Here is a 16,722-nt window from a genome sequence, read left to right as displayed (position 1 = left end):
TTTCTCAGTTCTTTGTTTCTCACTTCACAATCTTTTCCATCTGACGCTGTGATCGACGATAAGCCGGGTCCGCACACTCCGAACCATCTGTATCGATAAGTTCCATCCTTTCAAACTTTTCACAACGCACACCGTCCGTGTTAAATCTTAAAGCCAATGGTACATCACCCTCCAAAACGTAAACAGGTTTCTCTATGCTAATATCCGAACCTGCTTTAAGTATCCGGCAAGTCCCCCGGCCATCCGACGAAAAAGAAATCTCAGAAAAATTCTTACATAACCCACAACTTTTTTCCGGTACTTTTTCCCGATCCTCCACGCCTGTCACTCTATGAGCGCCTGTTGACAAAGTCCCGGCTAAAGCCTGTTTCCATTTATCATCTTGTGCCATACAACTTCCTCCCTTCTTAACCTTTTGGCTTTTCAGCTGACTTCCCTTTTAATAAGGGTAAGCAAATGATCTGTTTTTATTTTTTTTCAAATGAAGAGCACGAACTTGCGTCCATATTTGCTCCCACCGGTTTCGCTTTGTAGTAGGCCTGTCTCGGATCAACCACCCTTTGAACACAATCCCCCTTGTTCGGATCTTCCTTTAGGGGGAAGAACTTTTTACACTCCTTGCACAACGGCATTAATATCACCTCCTCCTATTGTTTAATTTTTACTTCTTGTTTTAAATTATTTCTTTTATCTGTTTTTTTATATTTTTATGGTTATGCATCGCGTGCAGCCCTTCAACCGGCGCCTCTAATACACACGATGTTTTTTATATTTCATTTTGCTTTCTTATCTCTTTAATTGAGACATGCCCGCTTCAAAATTTCCGTGTCATGCTTTTCCTAAACCAATATTCACTAAACAAATCATTTATTTTTTATTTTTAGCTCGATACTCTGCCAATAGTGCTTTAACTTCAGCTAATTCAGCTTTGGTATAATATCCCTTTTCGGCTAATTCATCCCACAGCGGCATGAGTCTCTTTTTCAGAAGATTAAGTTCTGCAGGTGTCAGCTTAACTTCTTTCATTCCGTATTTATACATCGCTTTCAAACATTTTTCATTGCTTTCACGCACTTGCTGTCTGAAGTCTTTCTCTATTGACGTTACATAATAATCGATAGCAATTTGAGCTTCCTTAGGTAACAGATTCCATGTTTGCATCGTTATCACACCGCCGGCCGGCGAATAACGTATATGCATGGGATTTAGATATTTCATAACGGTATACATCTGTGTTCCGACTGCCCATATGCTAGGACTGATGAAGGCATCGCATACACCTGTGCGGATGGAAGCGGCCACTTCAGGAACGCGAATAGGTAAAGGACTCGCGCCTACAGCTTTTAAAACCCTTTCTTCCAGAGATCCATACCATGTTAAAAAACGGCTGTTTTTAAAGTCATCGGATGTCCTGATTGGATATTTAGTGGAATAAACTTGATCAAAATCCTGCTCCGCCAGTAGAACAAGATGATATCCATGCTTTTCAAACCACTGACTGATGCGCGGTCTTAGCTTGGAATAAACATATTCCACTTCATCGTAACTTTCGAACATGAACGGTAATTCTATCAAAGCCATTTCCGGACAAGCCATTAACATTCCCTGTCCGGAAAAACCGCCTCCCTGCAACTGTCCGTTGCGCATCTTGGCTAATATATCCTGGTCATCACCCATTGTACCGCCGTAATACCAGTTCAAATATATCAGTCCACTTGTCACCTTTAATATTCCGGGATTAATTATTTGCTTGATTAAAGCAGCCCAACCGACTCCTTCCGGAGCCAATGTGCCCAACTTGACGACATACAGAAAGTCACCGTTTGGTTTTACTTTTTTTAAGTTCTGAACACCGGGTATATCTGCATATTTTGCCTTGTCTTGTGGTGGAATTACGAGTGCGGCGTCCATAAAAACATTAGAATATTTTTCTCTTTCCTGAGGGGTAAAATCGCTTGTGGATCCTGCTAAAAACTTCGCGTATTTTGCCTTTTCTTGTGGTGTAAGTCCTGTCGCGGAATCTATAAAAACCTTTGCAAGCTTTTCTCTTTCTTGAGGCGTGAATTCGCTCGTATATCCTGTTAAAAACCTCGCGTATTTTGCCTTTTCCTGAAGCGTAAGCGCAAATGTAGAGGTTGATCCGATAAAAAACACAACTAAACCCAGACAGAGAAACTTAACAAGATTGTTACATTTCATAAAACCTCCTTTTAAAAATGTTTTGAACAAAAAATGAGATTTTCAATGTAAGCCCGCTCGCTGATTCCATAAAAGCCTTCGCATATTTTTCTCTTTCCTGCGGTGTAAGTTCTATTTTAGATCCCGTTAAAAACTTCACATATTTTACCTTTTCTCTGAAAGTAAGCGCAAAAGCAGAACTAATGAAAAACACAATGAATTCGATAAATATAAGCCAAACGAACATTTTAGATTTCATAAAAATCTCCTTACTGAAAAAATAGCTAATCCCCTCTAAATTTGCTTCATTCTTGATGTCACTATGTATCAATGTCTGACTAAACAAATTCAGCTGATTATAGATTGATACCTTTGTAAATTGGTACCAGTCCCCTACCGAGAAATTAATGAAAATTTTAATTGACTTATTTTTGGCTCGTTGTTATTGACATATTGTAATACAATATGTCAATAAAAAATTTAAACCGCGCTATATTTTTTTGCTGTTAATTTATAAAGACTTTGGATGACACCCTCTAATGGCCGGATACTGAATAGTTTTAAGAGGTTAAAGGAAAAGGTCAAAAGACTTCAGAATATTATCATTAGGAACAGCGACAGACCATGGTGCATAACTGAATCGGGAGCGGTCAGGAATGAAATATTTCCTCGGCCACAGATGATTAAAGAATCTTAAGGGAACTGAAGGTGGTAGTAAGTAATTTAGGCTTCCCGAAAAAGTGAGCATCCATGTACGAAGAGGGCAGACAAAGACTTCCTCCCTTCTTGCTCTCTTCGTATTTCTATTATTGGTTACTCTCTATATCAAATGACAAGTCATAATTAACGATAAATTAATTATGAAATCAAAATATATCAATATTTTATTGATAAAAAACGATATTTCTTATATATTCTCTAAAATTGGAAAAAATATTTTATTAAAAACAATTGTGTAGGTATCATGGGTAAAAAGACGTTTGGCATGTCAAAAATTGAGAAGGCGCCCGATATTCCCAGTCGGGTTACCAACCATATCATAGATCTTATCACGAAAGGCGCACTAAAGCCGGGTGATAAACTGCCCAGTGAACATGAAATGACCAAAATCTTCGGCATCAGCCGCATATCCCTGCGTGAGGGCCTGAAACTGCTGGAAGCCCGCGGTTACATCGAATCTCAGGACCGGAAAGGCAAGTTTGTAAAATCTATGTTCGATGATCTACGCACCCCATTGCTAGATCATCTCTCTGTTAGCCAGGAAAGCATGTGGGAATTATTATATGTGTGGCGTATTATTGATGCCGAGGCTGCCTACTTGGCAGCAAAAAATGCCCCTCTTGAACAGATCAAACAGATGAAAGAACTATTCAAAGAAGCCCGGAAGGTCGGCCTTAATAAAATTATCATTGCCCCAAAAGGTATAATACTCTACACCCATTTTTTTGAACTGCTGGCCAATACTACCAGCAATACCGTATTTGTTCATCTGTGTAAAACTATGACCGACATTTTGCATGAATACTTTCCAATCATCCGCGAGAGGCTTTCGACTATTTCCGGAATTTCAAAGAATATTGTAACTCAATTACGGGAAATTAGCGATGCCATAGAGAAACATAATTCTGAAGCAGCCAGGATTGCGACTATCGAGCATATCAATTATATTGAAAAGTCTTTAAAAACTGCATTGGAGATAAAGTAGCAACGCATCCCAAACTTCACAACTTTTTTATCACTGCTGAATAGATGGCGGAAAAGTACACCAGTATTATTTTAAATTACAAGGATGTGCTTCCCCTGAAAATGGAGTCGCAATATATCCAATCTCTGTCATTGCACTCCGGGCGATACTTGTTTCGAGAAGTCTTTCCATACGGGTAGTTCAATCTGATATTACAAATAGATGAAACAATCTATTTATAAAAGGATGACATTATTGTTGCTTTATCTGAATTCGAGCAACGACATCTCAGAAAAAAGATTCAACGCAGAAAATTCTTAACCGAGCATTTTTCAGTAACCGGAAAGATCTGGTTCGCCGCAATGCCGCAGAATGTGATCACGAGCGGCATCGCGCAGTTTTATTGCCGTTTTCCATGAATCCGGCACAGAGGGATCTTGCACGCTATGGGGCTCAATGGGCTTCCCGATTGTTACGGTTATTGTGCCGCGTCTTGGAAACAGGCTGACATCACGCAGCATGGAACGTGTGCCGCGAATGGCAATCGGTACGACAGGAACATAAGCCTCTACCGCTGCTTCAAATGCGCCCATATGAAAAGGACGAAGTCCCGGAATACGGGTAAAGCCCCCTTCTGCAAAAAAGAGCAGGCTGCGGCCTTTGCGTGCCACAGAGGAAATACGGCGGGCATCTTCAACACCTTTTTGTTTATCGAATCGTTCCGCAAATTCCGCACTAATTCGTTTCAGAAATACTCGTGCCAAAAAACTTCCTCTCAGTTCGGCCTTGGCAACAAAACTTAATTCCATCGGCAGCATGGCAACCATCAAAAAATTATCCAGATAACTGGCATGATTGGCCACAAAGATACAGGAAGAGTCGAGAGGAAGATTTTCCGTTCCCTGAACATCGATCGATGTGAAAGATGCTCTGGCCAGAAAGCGAGCCACTTTTCTCATAAAGGCCCAGCGCCATGATTCTTTGGGCAGCAGGACAACGGCCAACCATGTTACAGGTGCGAGAATAAAGAACAGCAACAAGCAGTAGGCGGCATAGAATCCGCTTAGCACGCCGTGCCACATGCGCCTCAATTCTGGCTCGATTCCGGATAAGGCAATCCGCACTATTTGCCACCATGTCGCTTTGTAACCTTTACCTATCCGGCCGCTTTCATAAAGAGCGCGGTTACCGGCCCGACGGATTTTTCCGCTGGATGTCTTGAGTACAGTGCCCGGCGGAGCCAGTACCACTTCATCCGCGCCTGTTCCCACTAAATCCATTGCCAGAACGTTGATTTCTTCGCGCAAGGCATTTAATTTTTCCGGATTTTCTTCCCGCGTCTCGGCCATGACGACCAGTTTTTCCGTTTGATTGACGGTATCCTTCGCGGCAAAAACAACCACATTGCCTTTTCTGATACCCGCAACCTTTCCTACTGCTTCTTCAAGTTCCTGAGGATAGATGTTTCGTCCCGCGCGGATGATAATGTCTTTTTTGCGTCCTGTAATAAATATGTCACCGCCTGCGATATAAGCCATATCGCCGGAATCCAACCAAGCACCGTCAAAGAGCTTCCTGGTATCTTCGATATTGTGATAGTATCCGCTTGTTGCCGAAGGTCCGCGAAAATGAAGTTTCCCTTCGTATCGTTCAGGCAATTCCCGACCGGCGTTATCTACAATACGTACCTCATGGCCGGGCAACGGACGACCGCAGGCAACAAATCGCAAAACCCGATCGTCAACTTCAGTAGACGGGATGGCATGGCCAGTATTGACAAAAACTTCTCTATTAATTTTATCAATGAGCGGACCGCGATCAAGGGGCGGCAGGGCAAGTCCGACCGAACATTCCGCCAGACCGTATACAGGCATTAATGTCTCGCGTTTAAAGCCATACTTGCTAAAATGCCGGCAGAAATTTTCCACTGTTTCAGGACTTACCGGTTCGGCACCGTTACAGGCAACTCTCCAGGAAGACAGATCAAGTCCTTGAAGATCATCATCCGTTAATCTTTTCAGACATAATTCATAGGCAAAATTAGGAGCAGCTGAAATGGTACCCCGATAGCGATGAATAGCCCACAGCCAGCGCTGCGGCCGCGAAATAAAATTGAGCGGCGACATGACTACAAGCATGGCGGCATAATAAAGACTGGAAAGCCATGTTCCGATCAAGCCCATGTCATGATAGAGCGGCAGCCAACTTACGATAACATCCGTGGATTTCACCTGCACGACTTCACCCAGCGCGTGGACATTGGCCAGCAGATTGGCATGGGTCAGCATCACGCCCTTGGGATTACCGGTACTGCCGGACGTATATTGAAGAAAGGCAGTATCGTTTGCCGCCGAAGTGAATTTATTATACTTGGCCGTGCCGGAAGTTAATTCTTCTATAGTCGCCAGGGTGTGCATACTTTCCACCTGCGCCTTGAGAACCTGGGCAAAGCGCTTGGCCTCCGGAATGATGACCATCATCTTTGCGCCGCAGTTTTTGAGAATGGCGCTGTGCCGTCGCAAATGATCTTCAAGCTGGTTCATGCGAAATGGCGGATAGATGGGAACGGGTATACCGCCCGCCAGTAAAATTCCCATAAAAGTAAAAAAGTATTCCCTACTCGTGGGCAGCATGATGGAAACGGAATCTCCCGGCAGCAGGCCTTTTTCCTGAAGACCGGCGGCTACCGCCCGCGCCCCTTCACCCAACTTTCCATATGTAATGATTTCTCCATCGTCTTCATCGTTGTATAAACGAATGTGGGGTCTGTCCGGATGATTCTCCACATGCCAGTTCAGTACTTCCACTAGTGTTTGGGCATCGAAGGGCAAGTCATGTGTTTCGCCTATTTCCACCTTACTGATTTCCATTGCGGCAACAGGCGTTAAGGAAGGACCGGCATTGATGATTGCCTGCCACAGATTGCGTGGTGTTTCGGCATCGATAAATATTTTCTCTTCAAGTGTTACACCAAAATTTCTTTCGATGCGGGCAAGCAGTTCCACACGCGCCAGGCTGTCCAGTCCCAGGTCCTGTGACAGTAAACTGTCCGGCAATATTTTCCTGGTTTCCGGCCAGGATGGATGAAGCTCCACAACAAGTTCTTTAATGGCCTGAAGCAAAACATTCATCGATTTATCGGAATTAATATTTATTCGACTACTGACCACCTATCTATTCTCCGGCATGTTCACGCGCAATCATCTTGCCCCGTTCTTCATTGACGAAAAGAACGATAACTAATGACATTAAAAAAAATACCAGACAAACAAGTATCGCCTTTTGCAGACCAAAAAGCGTTTGCAATAATCCCAAACCCATCAGTCCGACAATAGCCGAAAGACGACCGGTAAAACTCCATAAGCCGAAAAACTCTCCGGCCTTTGTATCCGGTGAGAAAAGACCGACCATGGCACGGCAGGCGGATTGGGTTGATCCCAGGCCTAATCCGGCTATGAAACCGACAACAAGGAAAACATGCGCCTCTTGCAGAGCAAGGCCCGTCACGCTGTTTACAAAAGCTGTAACTTCAATGACCTCGTAAATCAGGCTTACGGAAACCAGCCAGAGCACAAGCGTCAGAATAAATGCCGGTTTAGCTTTCCATCTGTCCTGAATGACTCCAAAAAGAAATGCGCCTGCCGCTGCTGTAAACTGCGTTATAACGAACATTAATATCTGTATGCTGCTTGACCATTTTATGATCTGGTCTCCGTAAATAAAGGCAAAGGCGATCACTATGGAGAGCCCCGCATAAGCGAAAAAGAATGATGCTAAAAGGATTATCAAATCTTTGTAATCCCGAATATCCAGAAAAGTTTTTTTCAATCGTTTCAACCCGATAGTAATATAATTGTCATTCTGGGAGAGAGGTCTGGGAGCCGTCCGTTCCTTGACCCACAAAAATGTCGGAATGGCGGCTATCAAAAAAAACAAACCTGTCACCGGTCCCACCAGCCGCAGATTTTGGAAATTTTCCATTGTATATACACCGGCACTCAGACCAAATATTACTACTGCTACAGATAAGAGACCGCCAAAATATCCCAGTCCCCAGGCATAGCCAGAAATCTTACCCAGATCTTCAGGCGGACCAAGATCCGGAAGAAAACTGGAGACAAAAGATTCGCTGTAGGAAAAACCGACATTGGATAGAATAATAAGCAGCATTCCCAAAATGATATCTCCAGGACCAACGAAATAAAGAGCCGCGGTAGCAATTACCGTGAGGATGTAGCTCCCAAAGAGAAACTTCTTTTTTAATCCGGTGTAGTCCATGATTGCGCCGAAGAGCGGTGCCGTAAGAAGCACAATCAGATAGCTTATGGACAGGGAAGTACTCCACAGAAGATTACCCAGCCTGTATTCCGGCCCATCTCCGACAATGATTTTGGGGAATATAATACAAAAAACTACTGTGATGATAACAGTCGTATAGGACGAGTTGGCAAAATCAAACATTGCCCAGCCAAACAGTTCTTTTTTTGAAGCCCTTTTAATATCTGCCATAGAATAACCTGCTATACCAATTCTAAATCAAAGCGCTATTTTTGTTGGTCCCGATTCATCGGGATTGTCGGCTTCCTCAACGTATGTAAAAAATACGCCTCGTCGCCTCCGCCTAGCCGCCGCAATATCACCTTTGATTTAAAAATGGTATTATATATTCTTTTATCATATGTAAATTTTGAGTTCAGTCTTTTTTTGATTATTTACAATTGAAGGGTTGTCTATCCATCGAGACTAATGATTTGAGAATTACAAAAAATATTTCATGACTCTTGTTCTATCAATGGATAACGGCCTCTTGCCAAATTACCCCGGCGGAGAACATTTGAGTGTCATTCCCGTCGCGCATGCGCGGGATTCTACTCCGGTGGGAATCTAGGAATTATTGGTTGCCTAAAATCCATTACTGGTGAAAATTTGCGAGATTCTTTAGTGGCAATTGTCAAGAGTAAAGGCGCGCTGATTCTTGCTATTCCTAATCCGGCAATTCTCGGCATGGAATTCTAATTTTCGGGCGTTTCTACATGGGCAAGGTTTTGGAAACTTGTATACTTGTCCACAAAAGCAAGTTTAACAGTTCCGGTGGGGCCGTTTCTTTGTTTGGCGATGATTATTTCCGCAATTCCTTTGTTAATATTATCGTCCGATTTGTCATAAACTTCATCACGGTAAATAAAAGCAATAACGTCGGCGTCCTGTTCGATAGCACCGGATTCTCTTAAATCCGCCATTTGCGGACGGCGGTTAGTGCGGTCTTCCACTTTGCGGTTGAGCTGCGAGAGCGCGACAACGGGCACTCTGAGTTCTTTAGCCAGAGCCTTCAAAGAACGGCTGATTTCCGATATTTCCTGCTCGCGGGATTCGCGGTAACTGCCGGAACGCATCAGCTGGATGTAGTCTACGACGATCAATCCCAGCCCCTGATCGGCTTTGAGCCGGCGTGATTTGGCCTTCATTTCCAAAACGGTAATGGCCGGGGTATCATCAATGAAGAGTGGCGCATCGGAAAGCCGGCCGGCGGCTGTCGTCAGTTTCGGCCAATCGGTTTCTCCCAGAATGCCTTTTCTCAGGCGCTGTGAATCAACTCTGCCCTCGGACGCAAGTAGACGAAAAGCAAGCTGCTCCTTGGACATTTCCAGCGAAAAAATAGCGGCGGGCGTCTGCGCTTCCATAGCCGCGAATAATGCGATATTCAAGGCAAACGCTGTCTTGCCCATGCTGGGACGTCCGGCAATGATTATCAGTTCCGATTTCTGCAAGCCGGAAGTTAAATCATCAATTTTTTCAAAACCGGTAGGAACGCCGGTAATCAGTTCTTTACGGGAATAAAGATCTTCAATCGACCGGAAGCTGTCCTTGACAATATCTCGAATCGGGAAAAAAGCGGGACGCACTTTATTCTCGGAAATTTCGAAAATACTGTGTTCTGCTTTATCCAGAACCTGATCAACATCGGAACCGGTTTCATAGCAACTATTGATAATCTCCGTTGCCGAACCGATTAATCCGCGGAGAATCGCCTTTTCCTTAACAATTTTGGAGTAATTCGCAACGTTAGCCGCAGACGGAACGTTATCGACCAGAGAAGCAAGATATGTTGTACCACCCACTGAATCCAAAAGGTTTTTATCTTTCAGGGCGTTGCTTAAAGTAATAATATCAACCGGCTCGTTTCTTTCGGAAATCTCAATGATAACGCCAAAAATCTTCCGGTGAGCTTCGTTATAAAAATCACCCGGGGATGATATAATTTCCAGCACGCTGTTGATAGCACTGTTTTCCAGCAAAATACTACCGAGGATAGACTGTTCGGCCTCGATATTTTGCGGTGGAAGCTTATATAAAGATGAATCGATATCTCTCATTATTACTCGCCGGTAACGATTAATTTGATTTCGGTTTCTACATCGGCTGTCAACTTTATTTTTACTTTAAATTCACCCAGCGACTTTATATGTTCACCATGTTCATGGACAATCATTTTTCGATTAATGTCGTAACCCTTTTCTTTAAGCGCTGATTCTATGTCCTTGGTTGTTACTGAACCAAAGATTTTATCCTGATCACCGAGTTTACGGGCTATTGTTATAGTTACATTAGACAAAGCATCCGCCAGATCCTGAGCGGACTTGTGCTCCTTAGCCGCTTTCTTCAGGATATTTGTTTTATCATGCTCAAAGAGTTTGATGTTTTTTTCATTGGCCTCGGTAGCCAATCCTTTAGGAATCAAAAAATTGCGGGCATAACCATCATTAACTTTAATTAAAGCCCCCGCCTTACCTAAAGAAGGCACGCTTTGCTTCAAAATTACTTTCATAAAAACCCTCCGTTTTGTAAGAATACTGATGAAATCAAGTGGTTGCCTGATCTTTTTGAAAAAATTTCCTAAAATCAACCCAGATATCGAATAATCCGATGGCTACTATAGGTATCATAAGAATTTGCTGAACTGCAATTAAAAAATAAAAAAGATAGCGGAAAAAGAAAGGTACGTTTTTCTTTTGAAAAAAGAAGCTAACGATCGCAAGGCCTTGCAGTAAATATACAAAACACGTTACCAGAAATATGTTGGAGCTGAAAAAGGTTATGTCTTTATTCTGCACAAAGAAAAGACCGCCGGAAACGATAAAAATCCAGATAATGAATTCAGGAACCTTCCATCGATTTAATGCGGTAAGATTTGGTAAAACGATACCGGCTTTACCGAGAATTCGTTTTCCCAGAAGAATATTTGCCCAAACAATTAATGTCGCGGTTATGACAACCAGTGCCGGAAACATCCGGGTCAAAACATTGGTAATGTCCCGCTTGTTATCTTTAAAGAAATTAATATCTTCTGCTCTGAAAGACAACTGGCTGTAGAGTTTTATATTTTCTTCAACCGCTGCGGCTATATGTCTTTCCACAAGCTGCCACGGATTTATAGAAAGAACCGAACCACCGTAAATGAAATAGATACAAATTGCGGCAATAATAAAAATAGACGGATAAATAACTGTTTTTTCAATTGATCCATTTCGTGCTGCAATCTGGGCAATTAATAAGCCGGCCATCCCCATGGTAAAAATGGCAACAGTAGGTAAATTTTGCTGCAATAAAGCTGATAGAAAAAAAAGAATCAAAAAAGAAATTAAGAAAGCGGCGTTGGTCTTAACTTTGCCATTAACTATACCATTAAAAAATAAAATCACTGGTAACAGAATAAGAGCAACAGAACCGATAACAGGAATAAAAGCTATTGCAAAAATAAAAGCAGAAACAAAAAATAAAAGTTTTAAAAAAGGAATATTGAAAAAGGTTGTTCTGAATCTTTCCAAGGATGATAACCTGCTAACAACAAAATTTTATATAACTACATTTCTCTTGTGAATTACTGCCAACCAGAACGCAATTGCCGGTAATCAAATCAAGAATTTACTTTGAAAAAAGGTAACGCCATATAATATGGGCGTTACCTTATCGATAATCTACGCAGGAGTGATTTGATTTAACTTAAATTTATATAAAATTTCCCCGAAAAATAAAAGCAGCCGGTTTTATTCTTCATAAAAAGAGAAGAACAAATCAGTATATCACGGGCATTCTGCCCTCCGCTTTGCGGGATAATTCGACTAACGCTTTAATGAGCCCTGATTTTTCAAAACGCAGTATATGAAAAATCTTAGAGCGAATTATCCCTTCACCTTTAGGTGATAGGGACAAACTTCATCCCGACAAGTCGGGACTCTTTTTCAGCGAGTCTCATTAAAAAATCTATCTTCCTTCACCGGTAACAAAAGGCATAATTGCAATCATTCGGGAGCGTTTTATTGCTAACGCCAATTCTCTCTGATGGCTGGCACAATTACCGGTAATTCTGCGCGGCATAATCTTGCCTCGCTCTGTTATGAAATTATTCAGGACCATAGGATTTTTATAATCAATTTTCACATTAGAATCTGTGCAAAAACGGCAAAATTTCTTTTTATGAAAAAACTTTTTCTGGGGATATCGATTTGGTTTATCTCCGTTTGGTATGGCCATTGCTTATTCCCCCCTCGTTGAAATTTCTTCTTTATTATAAAGTTTTTTAGGTAAAGGCTTCGTTTCGCCGGAGGCTTTTTCTATCTGATGGACAATTTTTCCTTCCGCTCCCGCTTCTCCTTCTGCCTTCGCCTGGGTACGTTTTGCCTCCGCCGCGGCAATTTCCTGTTCAATGCCTTCGGGGGTGGTTGCACCCTCTTTTTTTACCGTCATGAACTTCAGGATACGGTCATCAATTTTATAATTTCTTTCAATTTCCGCAACAATGGCTCCGTTGCCGGCAAAGTCGATAAGAAAATAATAACCGTCTTTTTGTTTTTTGATTTCATAGGCAAGATGTCTTTTTCCCCATTTGTCGATCTTGGCGACGACACCTTTGCGGTCGGTAATGATTTTTTGGCTGCGTTCGATTAATGCGGTAATGTCTTCGTCACTTAAATTAGCTAAAACTATAGCTATAACTTCGTATCTCTGCAAAATTTTCTCCTTTCGGCTCTAAAGCCTGATTTAACAGGCAAGGAGTCTTAAAAAATTAGTAGGTGTGGCTTTTATATCAAACTATAACAGAAAGCAAGGGTTATTTATCACTGGTTAAAATATTATAATTATTGATGTCTTTTCCTTCTTAAGATTAAGAAAGCCTCCGAAAAAGATTTTCCGCCAGCCGCAAAGACAGCACTGTGATTTAAAATCTGTGCTGTATGAATCAGTTTCCCAGCCTATATACTTACATCCCTGAAAAGCCTTAAACATATATCCACAACATTTGGATCATACTTGGATTCACGATAGCGCTTTATTTCATCAAGAGCATGATTCAAAGGAAGGGCATTCCGGAATGACTTATGAGAAGTCAAGTCTTCAAGGGCATGCGCTACGGCCAGAATCCTGGCTTCGATAAGGATATCATCCTTCTTTATTCCTTTAGGGAATCCGGATCCATCGTAACATTCGCAATGTTGCAGAACAATATCAGCAACGGGCCAGGGGAAATCTATTTTTTCCAAAACGTCGTAACTCGTTTTCGGATAGTTGCGATACAAATCCAGCTTAAGTCCTGTCAACTGTCCGGAATCCTGAATTACACTGAGAGGTACACTCACAAGGCCGATGTCATAAACAAATGCTGCCAAACAAGTCCCATCTATAGAAAAATCGGAAAGTCCCATTTTCCTGGCTATGGCATGTGCAAATTCAGCAACCCTCCGGTGATGACCGGCAGCATAAGGCCCGCGCAATTCAATTGCTTCCGAAACACTTTCAACCGTCCCTCTGTAACATTTTACCAGGCGTTCCAGATACTCTTTGATTTCTTTATCTAACCGGTGTTTATGAAGAGCCATTTCGATATTGGCATACAGTTCCCCCTGCTTAAAAGGTTTGATCAGATAACCGAAAGGCTTTGTCTGCTTTGCACGTTCGATATATTCCTGATTCGTATAAGCAGTCAGATAAATGACAGGTATATTGAACTGTGAAGTGATCTGTTCGGCAGCTTCAATGCCATCCATTTTATTCTTTAAAACAATATCCATCAGGATCAGATCCGGTTTATCCTCTTTCACGTTACTGATAGCTTCATCTCCTGTCGATGCCGTCGAACAAACCATGTACCCAAGATCCTTCAGATTATTGCAAAGCTGATCGGCGACAATCCATTCGTCTTCCACGACCATAATTTTATCACTTTTTCTACTGTTAACACTGTTCATAACTATATCTCCTCCCTCAAATTATAAAGGAAATTTCATACTTATTTCTGTTCCGGCGGCACGTCTAAATTCTATTTGGCCGTCAAGCTGGTTCTTTACCAGCCCGTTCACCAAATGCAACCCCACAGACAGCGGTTGGTGAACATCAACATCGCCTGATAAGCCTAAGCCATTATCCCGGACAACGATTTCTATCTCTGTGTTTTTCGTTTGGCTTATTATAATCGTTAACTCACCATGTCTATTTCCGGGGAAAGCGTGTTTAAGCGCATTGGAAATTAATTCGTTCAAAATCAAGCCGCAGGGAATTGCCTTGTTAATATCTACATAAACATTTCCGTCGGTTTGAACGATCAGATCTATTTTCCCTGGATTGACTTTGTATGATTGAAATAAATCCTGTGACATAGTTCTCACATAACCAGCCAGATCGATTCTTGTGAAATCCTTTGAACCGTAGAGTTTTTCATGTACCAGTGACATGGCCTGGATCCTGTTCTGGCTCTCACGGAACATTTTCCTCCGTTCCTGATTTCCGCTTAACGCTGCCGGAAGATCGAGAAGGCCGGATATCACCTGCATGTTGTTCTTCACCCGGTGATGAACTTCCTTGAGAAGAATATCTTTTTCCCGAAGGGAGGTAAGAAATCTTTCTTCCGCTTGCTTGCGGTCGGTAATGTCGCTATATAAAACTTGAACCTGCTTTTCGCCATTCCATAATACATCTTTGCGTAAGACATGGATATAGCGTACTTCACCGTTTTTCCTTACAATGCCTATATCGTATTCGGAGGGGGTATCATCTTCTCGTTTTCTTTTTTCTCTTCTTATCTGGTACTCGGCAAAACTCTCCGGAGTGTAGCGATTTTCTACAGGAGTTGTTTTTAATTCTTCAATGCTATCGTAACCATAGATATCCAGAATGGCCTTATTGGCATAGAGAGTCTCTCCATCCACGGTCACGATGCGTACACCCAGCGGCAAATCTTCCAGAGAACGGCGGAAGTTCTCCTCCGCCTGCTTTTGCCTGTTTCTATTTACCGCTTCTTCTAATTCTCTGGCTATGGCCGGACAAAGACGGGATAAGTTCCCCTTCATGATATAATCCTGTGCTCCCAGCCGCATACATTCTACGGCAGCATCTTCGCCAATACTTCCGGATACAATAATAATAGGAATATCTATATCGGTTTTCTTTAGAAGAGCAATGGCCGACGGAGCGTTGAACTTCGGCATTGTATAGTCGCAAAGAATAATATCCCATTGTTTATCTTTGATGATTTCTTCCATGGCGATGGCGGTTTCCACCCTTTCATAAGAGGGATTGTATCCGCCTTTTTGCAGTTCACGAAGTATAAGAAGTACGTCGTTTTCCGAATTATCAACCATCAATGTCCGGAGTGATTTCGGATTGCTGATTTCAGATGAAGAATTTTCTTTCATACATCTATCTCTTTGCAATTTTTATACTGGCAACGAAAATAGGTACTAATTTTTTAAATCTTCACTAAAATTAAAGAACAAATAAATTTTTATTATTTGTATTCCATCCCTTTTCCTATTGTCCCAACTTCTTAACCACTTGCCTTAAGGAAGCAATTTTCTGAATAGGGACAAGTCTTGTTTTTGATTAATATTATTTCATCGGGCTGACCCGGTGTCGAATAATCTCGTTAGATAGGAGGGGCAATAAATAATGGGCTACGCGAATTGAATATCCCTCAGCAAAACTACCGGAAATAAAAAACGCTAAATTAGTTTTTTGTCAAGTAATTTTTTTTTGAACCGAAGTTTATTTCAGAGAATAACGAACTTGCCGCGCTCATTATTTAGACGCCAAGCCGGGAATCACGGGTATGCACCCTCCGCTTTGTCCCGACAGCGTCGGGATTCAACTTACCAATTCCGCTACGCTTCGCTTTCGGAATTGGAGTTTCAACAATAAATTCTGTAAATCATTGCATAATGCAGGACTCCGCCAATCAGAACCATGATGTGAAAGAGTTCATGGAAACTGAAGATACCGGTAAACATTCTTGGCTTTTTTACGGCATAAATAATACCCCCCACTGTATAAGCGATTCCACCGGAAAACAGAAGGACTCCCTGGCTTAAAGGCATATTGGCAAGGACCTGTTTAATAACGAAAAGCCCTGACCAGCCCATTGATATGTATATAGCCGCGTATAATTTGCGTGGAGCTTTTGGGAAAAAAATCTGGGACATTAAACCAAAACCCACAAGACTCCATTGGAAGGCAATCATCGACCATCTATATGCACCATCCAGATAAAAATAACACACAGGAGTAAATGTTCCGGCGATCATAAAAAAAATTGCCAGTTTATCCATTCTTCTCCAGAAGGATATCTCATTTTCTTCCTTTTTGAAGGCATGATATAGAGAACTTGCTGCAAAAAGAAAAACTGCAGAGAATCCATAAATAAGAGCCGTAACAAAACCGGACGCCGAATGACTGGCAACAATTAACAGAAAGACGGTTCCGATGACAGCAGCGATCATTCCGGCAAGGTGTGAATAAAAATTAAAAAGCTCCTGGGTTTTGACTTTCATAATTATATCCTTTGAGGGAAAAAATATTTCTCATTTGAGAAG

15 protein-coding genes are annotated in these 16,722 nt (G+C 42.0%); 1 reads left to right on the top strand and 14 read right to left on the bottom strand.

What is annotated here, in order from left to right; genetic code table 11:
• Window positions 1-19: 19 nt before the first annotated feature.
• From CVU62_12460 to CVU62_12445, 4 genes are all read right to left on the bottom strand, one after another.
• A complete protein-coding gene (locus tag CVU62_12460; protein ID PKN36904.1) occupies window positions 20-391 on the bottom strand; it encodes a hypothetical protein in 372 nt (123 codons plus the stop codon).
• Between the two features lie 76 nt (window positions 392-467).
• On the bottom strand, window positions 468-632 hold the full coding sequence (locus CVU62_12455) for a benzylsuccinate synthase (protein ID PKN36903.1): 165 nt from the start codon (window positions 630-632) through the stop codon (window positions 468-470).
• Window positions 633-867: 235 nt separating this feature from the next.
• Window positions 868-2,199, bottom strand: a complete 1,332-nt coding sequence (locus CVU62_12450; protein ID PKN36902.1) for a C4-dicarboxylate ABC transporter substrate-binding protein — start codon at window positions 2,197-2,199, stop codon at window positions 868-870.
• The gene (locus CVU62_12445) at window positions 2,189-2,437 is read right to left on the bottom strand and encodes a hypothetical protein (GenBank protein PKN36901.1); all 249 of its coding nucleotides are present in this window, start codon (window positions 2,435-2,437) and stop codon (window positions 2,189-2,191) included. Before CVU62_12445 ends, CVU62_12450 begins: the two co-directional genes overlap by 11 nt.
• Before the next feature lie 705 nt (window positions 2,438-3,142).
• Between CVU62_12445 and CVU62_12440 the strand changes: the two genes are divergently transcribed.
• Window positions 3,143-3,883 (top strand): hypothetical protein, encoded by a 741-nt coding sequence (locus CVU62_12440; GenBank protein PKN36900.1) that lies wholly within the window; start codon window positions 3,143-3,145, stop codon window positions 3,881-3,883.
• Window positions 3,884-4,194: 311 nt separating this feature from the next.
• Here the strand turns inward: CVU62_12440 and CVU62_12435 are convergent, their stop codons facing one another.
• The 10 genes from CVU62_12435 to CVU62_12390 all read right to left on the bottom strand — a co-directional run bounded on the left by CVU62_12435 (window position 4,195) and on the right by CVU62_12390 (window position 16,680).
• Window positions 4,195-6,993: an acyl-phosphate glycerol 3-phosphate acyltransferase gene (locus CVU62_12435; GenBank protein ID PKN37042.1), complete on the bottom strand. Its 2,799-nt coding sequence runs from the start codon at window positions 6,991-6,993 to the stop codon at window positions 4,195-4,197.
• Window positions 6,994-7,036: 43 nt separating this feature from the next.
• Window positions 7,037-8,362 carry an MFS transporter gene (locus CVU62_12430; protein ID PKN37041.1) on the bottom strand — a complete coding sequence of 442 codons (1,326 nt, stop codon included), beginning with the start codon at window positions 8,360-8,362 and terminating at the stop codon, window positions 7,037-7,039.
• 512 nt (window positions 8,363-8,874) lie between these two features.
• Entirely contained in the window at window positions 8,875-10,236 is a 1,362-nt protein-coding gene (locus tag CVU62_12425) for a replicative DNA helicase (protein ID PKN36899.1), read from the bottom strand.
• 2 nt (window positions 10,237-10,238) lie between these two features.
• A complete protein-coding gene (locus tag CVU62_12420) occupies window positions 10,239-10,688 on the bottom strand; it encodes a 50S ribosomal protein L9 (protein ID PKN36898.1) in 450 nt (149 codons plus the stop codon).
• Window positions 10,689-10,722: 34 nt separating this feature from the next.
• The gene (locus CVU62_12415; GenBank protein ID PKN36897.1) at window positions 10,723-11,688 is read right to left on the bottom strand and encodes a hypothetical protein; all 966 of its coding nucleotides are present in this window, start codon (window positions 11,686-11,688) and stop codon (window positions 10,723-10,725) included.
• Between the two features lie 436 nt (window positions 11,689-12,124).
• Window positions 12,125-12,394: a 30S ribosomal protein S18 gene (gene rpsR / locus CVU62_12410; protein ID PKN36896.1), complete on the bottom strand. Its 270-nt coding sequence runs from the start codon at window positions 12,392-12,394 to the stop codon at window positions 12,125-12,127.
• Window positions 12,395-12,397: 3 nt separating this feature from the next.
• Window positions 12,398-12,874: a 30S ribosomal protein S6 gene (gene rpsF, locus CVU62_12405; GenBank protein PKN36895.1), complete on the bottom strand. Its 477-nt coding sequence runs from the start codon at window positions 12,872-12,874 to the stop codon at window positions 12,398-12,400.
• 239 nt (window positions 12,875-13,113) lie between these two features.
• The gene (locus tag CVU62_12400; GenBank protein ID PKN36894.1) at window positions 13,114-14,106 is read right to left on the bottom strand and encodes a hypothetical protein; all 993 of its coding nucleotides are present in this window, start codon (window positions 14,104-14,106) and stop codon (window positions 13,114-13,116) included.
• A gap of 21 nt (window positions 14,107-14,127) precedes the next feature.
• Window positions 14,128-15,549 (bottom strand): hypothetical protein, encoded by a 1,422-nt coding sequence (locus CVU62_12395; GenBank protein PKN36893.1) that lies wholly within the window; start codon window positions 15,547-15,549, stop codon window positions 14,128-14,130.
• A gap of 492 nt (window positions 15,550-16,041) precedes the next feature.
• Entirely contained in the window at window positions 16,042-16,680 is a 639-nt protein-coding gene (locus CVU62_12390) for a hemolysin (GenBank protein PKN36892.1), read from the bottom strand.
• Window positions 16,681-16,722 lie beyond the last annotated feature (42 nt).

The sequence above is a fragment of the Deltaproteobacteria bacterium HGW-Deltaproteobacteria-2 genome, assembly GCA_002840505.1.
Taxonomy (GTDB): domain Bacteria; phylum Desulfobacterota; class Syntrophia; order Syntrophales; family Smithellaceae; genus Smithella.
Note: the sequence above shows the minus strand (reverse complement) of the source record. Positions and strands in the feature narration are given on the sequence as shown.